The following is a 15,784-nucleotide window of genomic DNA, read 5'->3' on the forward strand; positions in this document are numbered from 1 at the left end:
TTGTTTTTTTGCCTCAACGGGCATTCTGTGGGGCATTCACGGCGCGGATGCGGCCCGCTGTCATCGCGGTGGCCAGCAGGATCAAGCCCACGGCGACGGTGAAAGTCGCATGCAGGCCACTGGTCACGGATTGCGCGGTGGCGCGGGTGACATCCGGGGTCGCCCAGGCGAACACCGCCCCCAGAGCCGAGGTACCGAAGATCAGCCCGATATTGCGTGACAGGTTGAGCAAGCCTGCGACCGTACCTCGGCGCGCACCGTCTACATCGCACATCACCGCAGTATTGTTGGCGGCCTGGAACAGGCTATAGCCCGTCGTCAGAATCACCAGCCCCCCAAGGTAGGCGATCAATCCCGAGGCCAACGACAATAGTAATGCGCCGCAAACCAGGATGCCCAACCCGGCGAAAGTCATAAGGCGCCAGCCGTGGCGGTCGGTGAGGCGCCCCGCCGGTACACCGCTGAGCGCCGCGACACAGGGCCCGACGGCCATGGCCAGGCCCATCCATTGCGGGTCCAGCCCCAGCCCCTTGGACAGGTAGAAAGGGCCGACCACAAAGGTTGCCATGATCACCGCCGCTACTAACGCACTCATCGCGAGACTCGTGCGCAATGATGCTTCCTTCAACGGTGACCAGACGCTGGAAGGTGAGCCTGCTTGGCGTCGATCAACCGGCAAGTAGCGCCACGCGAGGCTGGCCGTGAGTAACCCCAAGGGCATGCCCACCAGAAACAGCGCGCGCCAGCCCCACACACTGAGCAATAACCCGCCAGCGGCGGGGCCCATGGCGGTACCGACGGCTGACATTGTGCCCAGCAGGCCCATCACCCGGCCGGTGCGTTCCTTGGGCACCGTGTCGCCGACCATCCCCAGCGCCATGGCCATCATGCTCGCCGCGCCCAAGCCCTGCAGGAGGCGTGCGGCAATCAGCCAGCCCAGCGAGGGCGCGCCTGCACACAGCCCACTGCCCAGCGCAAACAGCAGCAGCCCGGCGAGCAACAGCCGGCGACGGCCCAGGCGATCGCCCATTCGGCCGGCCATGACAATCACCGCCGTGATCGCCATCAGGTAGGCGAGCACCACCCACTGCACGGCATGAAACGACGCATCGAATGCCTGTACCAGGCTGGGCAGGCCGACATTGGCGATGCTGGTGCCGAGGGCGGCGAGCAACATGGACAGCGACAGGCTGGCAAGGCCGCCCCGTGAAGACGTATGCATGGAAGATTCCTTGGGTGGACGCAACTGTCACAAATCTACGACCTCGCCTAACATGGCGGAAGACGCAGGGTTTGCAGTTAATACCTGCGTCAAACGCCTGCTAAGGAGCGCCCATGCCCGACTTTAATCTGCTGATCACCCTGGATGTCTTGCTGGCCGAAGGCAGTGTCGCCCGAGCGGCCAAGCGCTTGCAGTTGAGCCCCTCGGCCATGAGCCGGGCGCTGGCGCGCTTGCGTGAGACCACCGGCGATCCGCTGTTGGTCCGCGCCGGGCGCGGGCTGGTGCCGACGCCGCGGGCGCAGGCATTGCGTGAGCAGGTCAGCCGCCTGGTGCAGGACGCCCACGCAGTGCTGCGCCCGGCACACGCCCTGGACCTGGCCCAGGTGGAGCGCACGTTCACCTTGCGCACCAGTGAAGAGTTCGTCGAAAACTTCGGTCCTGCGTTGCTGGCGCGCATCGCACGGGAGGCGCCTGGTGTACGCCTGCGTTTCGTCAGCAAGACCGACAAGGACAGCACGTTGCTGCGCGAAGGCAGCGTCGACCTGGAGACCGGTGTGGTCGACCCCGACGCCAGCCCCGAAGTGCTGACCCAGGCGCTGTTTCGCGACCGTTTGATTGGCGTGGTGCGCAGCGGCCATCCCCTGAGCCAGGGCGACATCAGTGCCGAGCGGTTTGCCCTGGGGCGGCACGTCTATGTCTCGCGGCGCGGGCAGGAGCGCGGCCAGATCGACGATGGGCTTGAAGCCCTGGGCTTGACGCGGCAGATCGGCACCGTCGTCGCCGGGTTCGCCACGGCCATCGCCCTGGCCCGCGACACCGACCTGATTGCCAGCGTGCCCGAACGCTACACTGCCCATCAGCGCGAAGGCCTTTACAGCTTTGCGTTGCCGTTGACGCTGGCACCGTTCACCGTGGCGATGCTCTGGCATCCGCGGCTGGATGCCGACCTGGCCCACCGCTGGTTGCGCGGGTGCGTGCGTGAGGTGTGCGGGCACTGAACGGCCTGCAACAGGTACAATCGCCGCTGCCTTGACGCGAAACCCCAGGAATCTGCATGTTCAGCCTTACCCGCTATACCACACCGTGCCCCGAGCCCATCAATGCCCAGATCCTGCAGATGGTGGTGGACAACCTCACCGACATCAGCAGCGTCGCACTGCCGCCGAGCAACCTGCTCTACAACATTTACCAATACGCCATCGGCTTTGAGGTGCACCTGTACCTGGAGGCAGTGGGCGGGTCGAAGGGGATTGCCGTTGAGTTGATCGTGGCGATGCTCGAGGAGCAGGTGATTGGCTTTTGCCTGTATCTGCCGGTGAAGGATGATCCTGAGGCCTGTGGCATCGCCTTCATGGCGGTGCAGACTGGTTTCCGGCGCCAGGGTGTGGCGCGCGGGATGATGGCGGACGTGCTGGCGCGCTATCCCCATGCGGAGTTGGCCTGTGCCGTGGAGAAGGTAGCGGCCTTCGAGGCCATGGGGTTTGAAGTGCGGGGTGCGCGGGGCACCCAGGTGTTGATGAATACCCGGGACTACGGCACCGATGGCTTGATGGGCGTGTTGGATGTGGCGGCGATCTACAGTTCGCTGGAGGTACGCCAGATCCATACCTACCTGCTGCAAAAACATGGCAAGCGGGCGATGGTGGACGCCGAGAAACAGCGGGACCGGCACCTCGATCAACTGGCCCGCAAGGTCCAGCTGTTTGTGGCAGGGCGTTAGCCTGGCCTGGTTGGCTTTTTTTGTGGTGAGCGGGCTTCTGTGGTGAGCTTGCCTCTGTGGTGAGCGGGCTTGTTGTGGTGAGCGGGCTTGCCCCGCGCTGGGCTGCGAAGCGGCCCCAGAAACAGCCCCGGAGCTGCCTGGCACACTGCAGCGCTCTTGTTGGGGCCGCTTCGCAGCCCAGCGCGGGGCAAGCCCGCTCACCACAACAAGCCTGTCCACCACAACAAGCCTGTCCACCACAACAAGTCTGCTCACCACAGCAAAGTTCGTTTACCACAGAAGCTTCTTCAGTCTTCAACGCCGTGGGCGGTTGACCATTGCCAGGATGGTCGCCAGCAACTCATCTTGCGCCTCTTCACGGCTGATCTCGCCACTGGCCGCAGCGTAGGACAACGCTTCCGCAGCGCCCAGCATCGCCCTTAATCCTGCCTGTGATACGTGGCCAAAGGGTTCCAATGCGGCACGGCATTTGTCGAGAAAAATCGCCTCGTACTTACGCTTGAGCGCTTCCAGCTCCGGCGAACTGCTCAGTGCGGCAATCACCCCCGGAATTTCCCGGCCCTGCAATAACACGCAATCGACATAGCACGAGGCGATCACCCCGGCGCGTTCTTCCAAGGTCGCGCGGCTGGCGTCGAGGGCTTCGGCAAACACCTGGGTCTGACGCGCGTCGAAGTCTTCATACAGCGCGGCGAGCAGCCCGGCACGGGTGACGAAGTGGTCGTAGACCACCGGTTTGGTGACGCCGGCCAGTTCCGCCAGGCGGCCCAGGGTCAGGGCTTCGGTGCCTTCCTCGCGCACCAGCTGCCAGGCCACCTCCAATAACTGACGCAGGCGATCTTCACGGGACAGGCGACGACGTGGGGCAGGGGATTCAGGGCTTGACATGCTTATATACCAAAAGTAACTTGATGGCGTTAACTTACCAGAAGTAGCTTAAGCCCAAAGGGAGTCAAAGTCATGCATGCACTCATCGTCGTTGCCCATCACGACCCACAATCCCTCACCCACGCCGTGGCCGCACAGGTGTCTGCCGGGCTGACTGCTGAGGGCCACACCTTCGAAATCGCCGACCTCGCCGCCGAAGGCTTCGACCCGCGCTACACCGCCGCCGATCACCGGGTACACCGCACCCAGGCCACGCCCCCGGCCGACGTGCTGGCGGAACAGGCGCGCATCGAGCGCGCCGATGCCTTGGTGCTGGCGTTCCCGATCTACTGGTGGTCGCTGCCGGGCCTGCTCAAGGGCTGGGTCGACCGTGTGTTCGTCAACGGCTGGGCGATCGACTACGGCCCGGATACCCCGGTGGTGAAAAAACTGCGGCATTTGCAGGTGCACTTGCTGGCCCTCGGCGGCGCGGATGACAGCGCGTTTGACCGTCATGGCTACGCCAAGGCGATGCGCACCCAAATCGACTACGGCATCTTCGATTACTGCGGGGCGAAGGTGGTGACGTCCGAGCTGTTGCTGGATTCGGAAGGCGGCGCGGCCCCGGCGCATCTGAAGACGGCGAAAGCGATCGGGCAGAGGCTGTTCGAGGCCGAGACGGTCGCCGGTTGATTCAACCTTCGCGAAACAGGTCGTGGGCGTCCAACAGGCGGTAGGCAATTTCCGGGTTTTTCTCCAGGCCCCGGCGAATCGCCGCCGGGATCGCTTGCCGGGTCTTGCGGCACATGCCTGGCAGCTCGTCGATGACGATCTGGATGCCGCGCATGCTCTTGACCTCGGTGTGCCCCGGCGCGACATGCACGCGGATGCCCAATAACTCGTGCATCCGCTGTTGCATGCGCTCCAGGTCTTGCAGGCTTTGCAGGTTTTCCAGGCGCTCGACCAGGCGTTTTTCTTCCTGGCGGGTCAGGCTGAGGATACGCAGGTCGGCGCCGGGGGCCTCCAGCAGCTGTTCACGGTCGCAGACACAGGCGCCGGGTGGGCAGGGTTGGCGAATGGTCATGATCCTTACCTCCCCATTCCGACGCCGTTGAGTCAGTAGCTCAACGCGACCCCAAGGCTGCCCAGGGCCTTCCAGTACCCAGGATAGGTCTTGGCCACGCAGTCCGGGTCCTGGATGCGGATCCCCGCGATTTTCAACCCCGCCAGGGCAAAGCACATGGCGATGCGGTGGTCGGCATGGGTGTCGATCAGGGCGTTGCACGACGTGCCGGCCAGCGCCGGGTCGGCCGCGACCAGCAGATCATCGCCTTCAATGCTGGCGAGGCCCGGACGGATCGCATTGAGGCCGTCATGCAGGGCCTGTACGCGATCGCATTCCTTGACCCGCAGGTTGGCCAGCTCCGTGAAGCGCACCGGGGTGTTGTTGAAGGCGGCCAGTACCGCCAGGGTCGGGATCGCGTCCTGCATCTGCGAACCCACCACGGTGGCCTGCATATTCGGGAACTGCGCGATCACCGCCTGGGCCTTGGCGTCCGGTTGGGTGAAGGCGTGGGCGGCCACGCCGATGTCGATGCGGCCACCGGTCAACACTTCGGCAGCCCACAAGTAGGTGGCGGCGGACGCGTCGGGTTCGATCAGGTAATCATGGGCGGTGTAGCCGGTGGGGGCCACGCGCCAGGTGGTGTCGTCGACCACCTCGACCTGGGCGCCGAAGGCCCGCATGCAGTCCAGGGTCAGGTCCACGTAGCCACGGGCACCGATGTCCTTGCCGGTCAGTGCCACTTCAATCGGCGCTTCGCCGCAGGCGGCGAGCATCAACAGGGCGGAGACATACTGGCTGGACAAGCCGCCGTCGATCTCGAAGCGCCTGGCCTGGACCGTGCCCACGCCGTGCACCGTCACCGGTGGGCAACCGGTCGGGCTGTCGACCTGGATACCGTTCCGGCCGAGGGTGGCCAGCAGCGGGCCGATCGGACGTTTCTGCATATACTCGTCGCCGTCCAGTACCACGGTGCCTTGCACGGTAGCCACGGCGGCCGTCAGGAAGCGCATGGCGGTGCCGGCATTGCCGAGGAACAACGGCTGCGCCGGCAATTGCAGCTTGCCGGTGCCGGTGACCACGAAGGTGGTGTCGTCCGGCTCGTCGATGGTCACGCCCATCTGGCGCAGGGCCACCGACATATGCCGGGTGTCATCGCTCTTCAGGGCGCCGCTCAGGCGGCTGGTGCCTTTGGCCAGGGCCGCCAGCAGCAAGGCACGGTTGGTAATGGATTTGGAGCCGGGGGGCGCGACCTTGCCATTCAGGGGGAAGTTGGGCGGTGTAACGGTCACGGTTTTCTGCGAACTCAAGGTGCAAGGCTCCTGATCAAGGCAAGGTGGTACGGAGTGGCCGACGGGCGGACCCGAATAATCGGCCAAAGGTGCGGTGCTTGTCGAGGTCTAGCGCTTGCTCAACCAGTAATCGTGCAGTGCCCGTGCGGCCGGTTCGATAGCGCTGACCCGTTGCTGATGCAGCTTCACATCCAGGTCGGCGGGCAACTCGAAGTTGTCCTGCTCGGCGCACCAGGAGATTTTCTCCAGGTTCGCTGCCTGCTCCGCGGGCAACTCAGGCCAATTGCCGATAGCGGCGCCACGGATATAACCAAAGCACCATTCTTCGGCGAGGGTCACGACTTGGTCCTGGTGTTCGGTTTCATCGAAGCGTGCCTTAAAGGCCTTGGCGTCAGTCGCCAGTTGTGCGGCCAGGGTGTTGATATGACGCACGCACAGGTCAAGGAACTGCTGGGCCTCTTCGGCGCTTTCCCACTCCGGGTTCTGCCCGCCCCAGATCGCCGGGAACCACTCGGCGATGTCCACCTGTGCCGGGCTGGACACCAGCGCGGTGAAGTAGCCGTCGAGTTCGGCCAGGTTCAGCACCGAATGGTCGTCGCCGTATTTCAACAGGGTTTCTTCGATGAATTCGAAATCGGCGGGGGCGAGGGGTTGGGTGTGCATGGGCATATCCTTTAAACGTCGAACGCCGCTGATGGGGCGGCTCAAAGCGCGAAGGATGGCGTGTGCCGGGGCTTTTATCCAGCGTCTTTTCCATCGCCGTTGCCAGTCCCGCTTTTGGCCGATGCGCCGTCACGTACCCTTGTTATAGTTCAGGCCTTATCACTCGCCAGCCAGGGATCACTGCCATGTCCGAATACCAAGCTTTCGTCGTCGAACTCAGCGGCAACGTAGCCCATGTGCAGATCAACCGCCCGGAAAAGATCAACGCGATGAACGCGGCGTTCTGGACCGAGATCATCGACATCTTCCAATGGATCGAAGACACCGACGCCGTACGCGCCGTGGTGCTCAGCGGTGCCGGCAAGCATTTTTCCTCCGGCATCGACCTGATGATGCTCGCCTCGGTGGCCAACGACTTCGGCAAGGATGTGGGCCGCAATGCGCGCCTGCTGCGGCGCAAGATCCTCGAGCTGCAAGCCTCGTTCAATGCCGTCGATAACTGCCGCAAGCCGGTACTGGCGGCGATCCAGGGTTACTGCATCGGTGGCGCCATCGACCTGATCAGCGCCTGCGACATGCGCTACGCGGCTGAAGACGCGCAATTCTCGATCAAGGAAATCGATATCGGCATGGCCGCCGACGTCGGCACCCTGCAACGCCTGCCACGCATCATCGGCGACGGCATGCTGCGTGAGCTGGCCTACACCGGCCGCCCGTTCGGTGCCGAGGAGGCGCGCAGCATCGGCCTGGTCAATCGCGTGTATGCCGACCAGGAAAGCCTGTTGGCCGGCGTGTTCGAGATCGCCCATGAAATCGCGGCCAAGTCGCCGATTGCGGTCACCGGCACCAAGGCCATGATCAGCTACATGCGTGACCATACGGTCAATGACGGTCTGGAATACGTTGCCACTTGGAACTCGGCTATGTTGCAATCCAACGACCTGCGCGTGGCCATCGCGGCCCATATGAGCAAGCAGAAACCCGAATTCGTGGATTGACTGACATGACCCCAGGCTGGATTACCACAACGCTGCTGGACAACGACGCCCCCGGCGGCTGGGCCGTCGCCCGCAGCCGCGACGGCTTTTTGCATGACGCCAACGGCCCGCTGTTCCCTCGGGAATGGCTCAAGCGCCAGGAGCTTTCGGTGTTTGCCGAACACGGCATCGGCCACCTCGACGGTGAGCCGGTGTACCTGCTGGAACTCGACTCGGCGGGCGAAGTGCCGGGTTGCGGCTGGCAGGGCCTGCGCGGCTTCATGCTGCAAGGTGATCACACCCTCTACAAAGTGCTGGGCTACGCCGCGCAGATCGGCACCTGGGCGCGGGAGCATCGGTTCTGCGGCAGTTGCGGCCAGGCCATGGTCCAGGTGCCACGGGAACGGGCGATGTATTGCCAGGCCTGCGACCTGCGCAGCTACCCACGGATTTCGCCGAGCATGATCGTGCTGGTGACCCGTGGCGACGAGATCCTGCTGGCGCGCTCGCCGCGTTTTGTCACCGGGGTCTACAGCACCTTGGCGGGCTTTGCCGAGCCGGGTGAGTCGGCCGAGGACTGCCTGATCCGCGAGGTGCGCGAAGAAGTGCAGGTGGAGGTCAGGAACATCCAGTACATGGGCAGCCAGTGCTGGCCGTTCCCCCATTCGATGATGCTGGGCTTCCATGCCGAGTACGCCGGTGGCGACATCGTGCCCCAGGCCGACGAGATCGAGGACGCGCAGTGGTTCAGCATCCACGACCTGCCGCCGCTGCCGGCGTCACGCTCGATTGCGCGCTACCTGATCGACCTCTACCTGGCCCGTCGCCTAGGCCACGCTGAACCAGTGCTGCCAGGCTAGGCGCACGGTCAGGCCGAGAACCACGGTGATAAACACCGGGCGAATGAATTTGGCGCCGCCGCTGATCGCGCTGCGCGCGCCAAAAAATGCGCCACACATCACCGACACGCCCATCGCCAGGCCGACAATCCAATCCACCGAGCCGTTGAAGATAAACACCGACAGCGCCGCCGCGTTGCTGACGAAGTTCATGCTGCGCGCCACGCCGCTGGCCTTCACCAGGTCGATGGGGTGCAACAGCAGTGTGCTCACGGTCCAGAACGCACCGGTGCCGGGGCCCGCCACGCCGTCGTAGAAGCCCAGGCCGAAACCCTGGGCGCCTTGCCATTTCTTCTTGATCGGCGCGTCGGCGTCCAGCGGTGCCTTGGGCGTGCCACCAAACAGCAAATACACGCCGCAAGCGAATACGATCACCGGCAGCATTTTGTTGAGGGTTTCGGCGGGCAGGTAGTGGGCGACCACCGCACCGGCCAGTGCGCCGATCAAGGTGCCGACGATGGCATGCACCCACTGGCGCGGGTGGAACAGCTTGCGACGGTAGAAGGTGAAACTGGCCGTGGCCGAACCGAAGGTGGAGCTGAGCTTGTTGGTGCCCAGTACCAGGTGGGGCGGCATCCCGGCGGTGAGCAGCGCCGGGGTGGTAAGCAGGCCGCCGCCGCCGGCGATGGCGTCGATAAAGCCGGCGATAAAGGCCACGACGGCGAGAATGGCGAGGGTGGTGAGGTCTACGCTGAGTTCGAAAGGCATGGGAGGGCTTATGGTTGGCAGGGCGCTGTGCGAAGGGTCGCCATCTTACCCGCCTGATGTGCGCAGAACCAACTGTGGGAGCAAGCCCTCTCCCACAGTTGAACGGTGTTCATCTGGCTATTTGTGGGTTCCCATCCACTCCAGCGCCGTGCGCCACACGCAGATTCCGAGGAAATACGCGGACATCACAGACCACAACCCAAACGTCCACGGGTTGGTGTTGGGATAATCCACCACCATCAAAAAGCTGCAGAGCAACCAGATGGTGGTCACTGCGATATTGATCGGCATGAAGCGCTTGACCCGGAACGGGTGCAGGAACTTCATCGGCGTCACGGTCAGCAGGGCCAGGCCGATCACGGTCAGCAAGGTGACCCAGGCATCCGGCTGGATGATGTATACGCACAAGGCCACCACGTTCCAGGCGGCGGGGAAGCCGACGAAGTAGTTGTCCTTGCTCTTCATGTTCACGTTGCAGAAGCAGAACAGCGATGAAACCAGGATCACCGACACCGTGAACAGGTGGGTAAAGTCCGGCAGGTCGATATAGCGGTAGATAAACAGGGCCGGAATAAACACATAGGTGAGGTAATCGATCACCAGGTCCAGTACCGAGCCGTCAAAGCTGGGCAATACCGTGCTGACATTCACCCGTCGCGCCAGGGAACCATCCACGCCGTCTACCACCAGGGCCAGGCCCAGCCAGAGCAGGCAGGCCTTGGGGGAGTTTTCCAGCAGCGCCAGGGTGGCCAGGAAGGCCAATACCACACCGGTGGCGGTAAAGCCGTGGGCGCCCCAGGCTTTGATTCTGGCTACATGCAGGGTCGATATCACGGGCGGTTCTCCAAAAGGTGAAACGGGGCAGCCGACAACGTGACGCTGTCGAGTCTGGCCGGGGAATGCAGGTATCGACCGGGAAGGGGGTCATAAGGTTCACCGCCCGGCGCATCACATAGCGTAGCAAGCGTAGGACGTTTCGGCATCAGCCTTGGCGAAACACCAGCGCCTTGAGGCCGCTTTGCGCGTCGATATCCGGAAATTCCGGCGGGTTTTCCAACCGTTCAATAAAGCGCAGGCCCGGTGCTTCGCGGGTGACGCCGTCGATCAGGAAGTCTTCGCCGAAGGCCGGGTCGTTCATGCACGCCAGGACAGTGCCCTGGGCCGTGAGTAAATCCGGCAGGCGACGCAGTACACGCTGGTAGTCCTTGGTCAGCAGGAAGCTGCCTTTCTGGAAGGACGGCGGGTCGATGATCACCAGGTCGTAGGGGCCGCTGTGGGTGACCTTGGCCCAGGATTTGAACAGGTCGTGGCCGAGGAAGGTGACCTTGCTCAGGTCATGACCGTTCAGGCGGTGGTTATCGCGGCCGCGGCTCAGGGCGCCACGGGCCATGTCCAGGTTCACCACGTGGCTGGCGCCGCCCTCGATGGCCGCGACCGAGAAGCCGCAGGTGTAGGCAAACAGGTTGAGCACCCGCTGGCCCTTGGCCTGTTCGCGCACCCAGTTGCGGCCGTAGCGCATGTCGAGGAACAGCCCGCTGTTCTGCTTTTTGCCCAGGTCGATGAGGTAACGCAGGCCGCCTTCGGTGATGGTCAGCTCGTCGATGGCTGCGCCCACCAGCCATTCCGTGGTGCTTTGCGGCAGGTAGCGGTGTTGCAGCGCCACGCTGTGGGCGCCGGATTGGCCCCAGTCGAAGTCGATCAACAGCTGTTTCAACCCCTCCAGGTGGGGCGCTTCGGGCTCTTTGAACAGCGCGACCAGCACCACGCCTTGCAGCCAGTCCACGGTCAATTGCTCCAGGCCCGGCCAGCAGCGGCCACGGCCATGGAACAGGCGCCGGGTTTCAGCCGGCGGGTTGGCCAGGGCGGTGAGCAGGTGGGCGTGCAGGGTAGCGAGTGCGTCTGGGTTCATCGTTGAGCGTCGGTCATTGAGCGGGCGGCATTTTAAACACACTGGTGAGGTTTCGGGTTGTTTGAGCACAACGTGCTGGGAAAAAGCCCATAGGCAGTGATTCATGCTCAAAATTCTGCAAGCTGCGCCTGATAACAGGCAAAAAATCCCCAGGCACCGACATAAACTGGAAAAAAAGCCCGGAGGTGCCCATGAACGGTTTCGCGAGTGCAGTGAATCACACAGCCCTGGATCAACCAGAGCTCGACGAATGGCGTGACGCGCTGGCGTCGCTGGTAGCCAATGCCGGCCCTGAGCGCGCACGCCAGATCCTCGACCTGCTGGCCCGCGATGCCAGCGCTGCGCACATCGACTGGAAACCCCGCCACGGCACGCCCTACATCAATAGCATCAGCGTCGAGCAGCAACCGGCGTTTCCCGGCGACCTGGCCACCGAAGAGCGCCTGGCCTCGCTGGTACGCTGGAACGCCCTGGCCATGGTGGTGCGGGCCAACCAGGCCTATGGCGAGCTCGGTGGCCACATTGCCAGTTACGCCAGTGCGGCGGATTTGTTCGAGGTGGGTTTCAATCACTTTTTCCGCGCCCGCAATCACGACTTTGGCGGCGACCTGGTGTTCTACCAGCCGCATTCGGCCCCCGGCATTTATGCGCGCGCCTTCCTTGAAGGGCGCTTGAGCGCGGACGACCTGGCCCACTATCGCCAGGAACTCGGTGGCGCCAAGGCCGGGGCGCGTGGGCTGTGCAGCTACCCGCACCCGTGGTTGATGCCGGACTTCTGGCAGTTCCCCACCGGTTCCATGGGCATTGGCCCCATCAGTTCGATTTTCCAGGCGCGCTTCATGCGCTATCTGCAGCATCGCGGCTTGCAGGACACCGCCGAGCGCCATGTGTGGGGTGTCTTCGGCGACGGCGAGATGGACGAGCCGGAAAGCATGTCGGCCCTGACCCTGGCCGCGCGCGAAGGCCTCGACAACCTGACCTGGGTGGTCAACTGCAACCTGCAACGCCTCGACGGCCCGGTGCGTGGCAACGGGCGGATCATCGACGAGCTGGAGGCATTGTTCGCGGGGGCGGGCTGGAACGTGATCAAGTTGGTCTGGGGTTCGGACTGGGACCCCTTGCTCGCCAAGGACGCCGACGGCTCCCTGGTCAACACGTTGTCGAGCACCGTGGACGGCCAATTCCAGACCTTCGCCGCCAAGGACGGGGCCTACAACCGCGAACACTTCTTCGGCCAGAGCGCGGCGCTGGCCAGCCTGGTCGAGGGCATGAGCGATGAGCAGATCGACCGGCTCAAGCGTGGCGGCCACGACATGGTCAAGATCCATGCCGCCTATCACGCAGCGCGCCGGGTCAAGGGCAAGCCCACGGTGATCCTGGCCCAGACCAAAAAGGGTTTCGGCATGGGCGAGGCCGGGCAGGGCAAGATGACCACTCACCAGCAGAAGAAGCTCGATCGCGAGGCGCTGCTCGCGTTCCGCAACCGCTTCCAGTTGCCGCTGAGCGATGAACAGGCCGAGTCGCTGAGCTTCTTCAAGCCTGCGGATGACAGCCTCGAATTGCGCTACCTGCATCAGCGGCGCACGGCCCTGGGCGGCTACGTGCCCAGCCGTAGCCAGGCCGCAGCACCGGTGAACGTCCCGCCCGTGAGCGGTTACGCCGGTTTCGCCACGGCGGCCGACGGCAAGGAAATGTCCACCACCATGGCCTTCGTGCGCATGCTGACCAACCTGCTCAAGGACAAGGCGCTCGGGCCGCGCATCGTGCCCATCGTGGCGGATGAGGCGCGTACTTTCGGCATGGCCAACCTGTTCAAGCAGATCGGCATCTATTCCAGCGTCGGCCAGCGCTATGAGCCGGAAGACATTGGTTCGATCCTCAGCTACCGCGAAGCCACCGACGGGCAGATTCTTGAAGAAGGCATCAGCGAGGCCAGTGCCATCAGTTCCTGGGTCGCGGCGGCCACCAGCTATTCGGTGCATGGCCTGCGCATGCTGCCGTTCTACATCTATTACTCGATGTTCGGCTTCCAGCGCGTCGGCGACCTGATCTGGGCCGCCGCCGACCAGCGCGCCCGTGGCTTCCTGCTCGGTGCCACGGCCGGGCGGACCACACTCGGCGGTGAGGGCTTGCAGCACCAGGACGGCAGCAGCCATCTCACCGCCGCCACCGTGCCCAACTGCCGCGCCTACGATCCGGCGTTTGCCGGGGAATTTGCGGTGATCCTCGACCACGGCATGCGCCAGATGCTGGAACAGGATGTGGACGAGTTCTACTACGTGACCCTGATGAACGAAAACTACCCGCAGCCAAGCCTGCCCGCAGGCGTGGAGGCGGCGGTCATCAAGGGCCTGTATCGCCTGGAAGGCGCCGCTGACGCCCGGGTACGCCTGCTCGGTTCGGGCACCTTGCTGCGTGAAGCCCAGGCCGCCGCGCGGTTACTGGCTGAGGATTGGCACGTGGCGAGCGAGGTGTACAGCGTGACCAGTTTCAGCGAACTGGCACGGGAGGCGCGGGAAGTGGAACGCTGGAACCGCTTGCATCCGCAGGCCGGCAAGCGCGTCAGTCACCTGAATGACTGCTTGCCGGCAGGTGCGCCAGTGGTTGCCGTGTCCGACTACGTACGCGCAGTACCGCAGATGATTGCGTCCTATCTGGACTCGAGCTACACCGTGCTCGGCACCGACGGGTTTGGTCGCAGTGATACACGGGCGGCGCTGCGGGATTTCTTTGAGGTGGATCGGCATCACATCGTGCTGGCGGCGCTTACCGCGTTGGTGGAGCAGGGCAGTCTTGAGCGGCACGTGTGCCAGCAGGCGATTGAGCGGTATGGCTTGCAGGTGGATCGCGCAGCTTCCTGGACCTGCTGATTCCCTCGGCAGCTGCTACGACGGTCACATGCTGCTGGCGATGAGAGGCTGACCGAACACTTCGCGTATAAACCCCGGGGCGATATACCGCTCGTAATGCGCCTCGGACAGCAGGAAAAACTCCCGGTCAATGGCATCGCGCAAATCCGCCAGGCTGCGTTCGCGAAACTCCGGCAACAACGCCAAGCCATAGGCGTCCAGCCTGGAAATCACCCGCGCGCCCCGGGCAATCAGCTGGTACGCCCAGCAATACGGCGACTGGTGCGGCATAAAGCGAATCTTGCGCTCTTCCAGTTGTTGGCGCAGGCGCTGGGGGTCGAACACTTCCAGCTTGCTGGCCATCACCTGCACCAGCAATTGCTCAAGGCGCAGCCATACCGCCTGCTTTTCCTCGGCGTTGTAGCCATTCCACTGGATCACTTCATGGTGATAACGCTTGCAGCCCCGGCAGACCAGGTCGCCGTAAACGGTGGAGCACAGGCCGACGCAGGGGGTCTTGATGGTGTGAGGCATTTTCAAGCCTTTGAAGAAAGTGTAAGCGGGTTTTGTCGGTGTTTCTTTATTGCCAGGTGGACAACGATGCCCCCAGTCCACTGAGAGCACCCAGCATGAAAAAACCGATCAACGCTTCAGGCTATTGGCTAAGCGCCCTGATGGTTGCTGCCCTTGCCGGATGTACCAGCCCACCCCGTGAAAGAGTCACTGCCATGCACAAACCCCTGGTTTCCCTCGCCGTACTCAAGGCCAAACTCGGCAAGCAACAGGCCCTTAAAGCAGGCTTGTTGAACCTGATCGAGCCGACGCGCACCGAACCAGGCAACCTTGACTATGTGTTGTTCGAGCAGCGGGACGAACCCGGTACGTTCTACATGCGTGAGGCGTTCAAGGACCAGGCGGCACTCGATGCGCATTTTGCGACGCCATACTTCCAGCGCTTCGCCGCAGCGGCGGATGACTGGCTCGATGAGCCTTTGCAGTTGATCTTTCTGGAGCAGGTCTCGGACTGAACCCCGCCCATGGACCGTGATGCTACGGTCCATGGGGCTGCGGGGTTAATCCCAGCTCAATGCGCCGCCGGTCTGATACTCAATAACCCGAGTCTCAAAGAAATTCTTCTCTTTCTTCAAGTCCATGATCTCGCTCATCCAAGGGAACGGGTTAGTCGTCCCCGGATACTCTTCCTTCAAGCCAATCTGCGACAGGCGACGGTTAGCGATGAACTTGAGGTAATCCTCCATCATCGCCGCGTTCATCCCCAGCACGCCACGCGGCATGGTATCCCGCGCATATTCAATCTCCAGCTGAGTCCCCTGCAGGATCATCTGGGTCGCTTCTTCCTTCATCTCGGCATCCCACAAGTGCGGGTTTTCGATCTTGATCTGGTTGATCACATCGATACCGAAGTTCAGGTGCATCGACTCATCGCGCAGGATGTACTGGAACTGCTCGGCCACGCCGGTCATTTTGTTGCGGCGGCCCATGGACAGGATCTGGGTGAAGCCGCAGTAGAAGAAGATGCCTTCCAGCACGCAGTAGTAGGCGACCAGGTTGCGCAGCAGTTCCTTGTCGGTGTCGACGGTGCCGGTTTCGAACT

At 63.3% G+C, this 15,784-nt stretch carries 17 protein-coding genes; 7 read left to right on the forward strand and 10 right to left on the reverse strand.

The window, feature by feature from the left end; genetic code table 11:
• Window positions 1-13: 13 nt before the first annotated feature.
• Window positions 14-1,222: an MFS transporter gene (locus BLQ09_RS16725; protein ID WP_027606379.1), complete on the reverse strand. Its 1,209-nt coding sequence runs from the start codon at window positions 1,220-1,222 to the stop codon at window positions 14-16.
• A 113-nt stretch (window positions 1,223-1,335) separates the two neighbouring features.
• On the opposite strand from BLQ09_RS16725, the gene BLQ09_RS16730 reads away from it, so the two are divergent.
• A complete protein-coding gene (locus BLQ09_RS16730) occupies window positions 1,336-2,220 on the forward strand; it encodes a LysR family transcriptional regulator (RefSeq protein WP_092357865.1) in 885 nt (294 codons plus the stop codon).
• A gap of 56 nt (window positions 2,221-2,276) precedes the next feature.
• Complete coding sequence (locus tag BLQ09_RS16735) at window positions 2,277-2,942, forward strand: GNAT family N-acetyltransferase (RefSeq protein ID WP_092357867.1); 666 nt, start codon at window positions 2,277-2,279, stop codon at window positions 2,940-2,942.
• A gap of 294 nt (window positions 2,943-3,236) precedes the next feature.
• On the opposite strand, the gene BLQ09_RS16740 is transcribed toward BLQ09_RS16735, so the two are convergent.
• Window positions 3,237-3,830 carry a TetR/AcrR family transcriptional regulator gene (locus BLQ09_RS16740; protein WP_027606376.1) on the reverse strand — a complete coding sequence of 198 codons (594 nt, stop codon included), beginning with the start codon at window positions 3,828-3,830 and terminating at the stop codon, window positions 3,237-3,239.
• 72 nt (window positions 3,831-3,902) lie between these two features.
• On the opposite strand from BLQ09_RS16740, the gene BLQ09_RS16745 reads away from it, so the two are divergent.
• Window positions 3,903-4,502, forward strand: a complete 600-nt coding sequence (locus BLQ09_RS16745; RefSeq protein WP_092357869.1) for an NAD(P)H-dependent oxidoreductase — start codon at window positions 3,903-3,905, stop codon at window positions 4,500-4,502.
• A 1-nt stretch (window position 4,503) separates the two neighbouring features.
• Here BLQ09_RS16745 and BLQ09_RS16750 read toward each other — a convergent pair whose 3' ends face one another.
• The 3 genes from BLQ09_RS16750 to BLQ09_RS16760 form a co-directional block, all read right to left on the reverse strand.
• Window positions 4,504-4,893 carry a hypothetical protein gene (locus tag BLQ09_RS16750; RefSeq protein ID WP_092357871.1) on the reverse strand — a complete coding sequence of 130 codons (390 nt, stop codon included), beginning with the start codon at window positions 4,891-4,893 and terminating at the stop codon, window positions 4,504-4,506.
• Between the two features lie 32 nt (window positions 4,894-4,925).
• Window positions 4,926-6,182: a 3-phosphoshikimate 1-carboxyvinyltransferase gene (gene aroA, locus BLQ09_RS16755; protein ID WP_092357873.1), complete on the reverse strand. Its 1,257-nt coding sequence runs from the start codon at window positions 6,180-6,182 to the stop codon at window positions 4,926-4,928.
• 90 nt (window positions 6,183-6,272) lie between these two features.
• Window positions 6,273-6,827, reverse strand: coding sequence for a UPF0149 family protein (locus tag BLQ09_RS16760; protein WP_092357875.1), 555 nt, complete (start codon window positions 6,825-6,827; stop codon window positions 6,273-6,275).
• A gap of 185 nt (window positions 6,828-7,012) precedes the next feature.
• Here BLQ09_RS16760 and BLQ09_RS16765 point away from each other — a divergent pair, with 185 nt between their 5' ends.
• A complete protein-coding gene (locus BLQ09_RS16765) occupies window positions 7,013-7,825 on the forward strand; it encodes a crotonase/enoyl-CoA hydratase family protein (protein ID WP_027606371.1) in 813 nt (270 codons plus the stop codon).
• A gap of 5 nt (window positions 7,826-7,830) precedes the next feature.
• Window positions 7,831-8,664, forward strand: a complete 834-nt coding sequence (gene nudC, locus BLQ09_RS16770) for an NAD(+) diphosphatase (protein ID WP_092357877.1) — start codon at window positions 7,831-7,833, stop codon at window positions 8,662-8,664.
• Here the strand turns inward: nudC and BLQ09_RS16775 are convergent.
• From BLQ09_RS16775 to BLQ09_RS16785, 3 genes are all read right to left on the reverse strand, one after another.
• Complete coding sequence (locus tag BLQ09_RS16775; protein ID WP_027606369.1) at window positions 8,632-9,411, reverse strand: TSUP family transporter; 780 nt, start codon at window positions 9,409-9,411, stop codon at window positions 8,632-8,634. The genes nudC and BLQ09_RS16775 overlap by 33 nt on opposite strands.
• 117 nt (window positions 9,412-9,528) lie before the next feature.
• Window positions 9,529-10,245: a phosphatidylcholine synthase gene (pcsA, locus tag BLQ09_RS16780; RefSeq protein ID WP_027606368.1), complete on the reverse strand. Its 717-nt coding sequence runs from the start codon at window positions 10,243-10,245 to the stop codon at window positions 9,529-9,531.
• Between the two features lie 148 nt (window positions 10,246-10,393).
• Window positions 10,394-11,320 (reverse strand): class I SAM-dependent methyltransferase, encoded by a 927-nt coding sequence (locus BLQ09_RS16785; protein ID WP_092357879.1) that lies wholly within the window; start codon window positions 11,318-11,320, stop codon window positions 10,394-10,396.
• Between the two features lie 191 nt (window positions 11,321-11,511).
• On the opposite strand from BLQ09_RS16785, the gene mdeB reads away from it, so the two are divergent.
• Entirely contained in the window at window positions 11,512-14,190 is a 2,679-nt protein-coding gene (gene mdeB, locus BLQ09_RS16790) for an alpha-ketoglutarate dehydrogenase (protein WP_027606366.1), read from the forward strand.
• Window positions 14,191-14,214: 24 nt separating this feature from the next.
• On the opposite strand, the gene BLQ09_RS16795 is transcribed toward mdeB, so the two are convergent.
• Window positions 14,215-14,703, reverse strand: coding sequence for a DUF1289 domain-containing protein (locus BLQ09_RS16795; RefSeq protein WP_092357881.1), 489 nt, complete (start codon window positions 14,701-14,703; stop codon window positions 14,215-14,217).
• 194 nt (window positions 14,704-14,897) lie between these two features.
• Between BLQ09_RS16795 and BLQ09_RS16800 the strand changes: the two genes are divergently transcribed.
• Window positions 14,898-15,197, forward strand: coding sequence for a putative quinol monooxygenase (locus BLQ09_RS16800; RefSeq protein ID WP_092357883.1), 300 nt, complete (start codon window positions 14,898-14,900; stop codon window positions 15,195-15,197).
• A 45-nt stretch (window positions 15,198-15,242) separates the two neighbouring features.
• Here the strand turns inward: BLQ09_RS16800 and BLQ09_RS16805 are convergent.
• Window positions 15,243-15,784 (reverse strand): ribonucleotide-diphosphate reductase subunit beta (locus tag BLQ09_RS16805; RefSeq protein ID WP_134660028.1); only part of this gene is annotated, 542 nt, incomplete at its 5' end.

The sequence above is a fragment of the Pseudomonas sp. NFACC25 genome (assembly GCF_900100935.1).
Lineage (GTDB): Bacteria > Pseudomonadota > Gammaproteobacteria > Pseudomonadales > Pseudomonadaceae > Aquipseudomonas > Aquipseudomonas marginalis.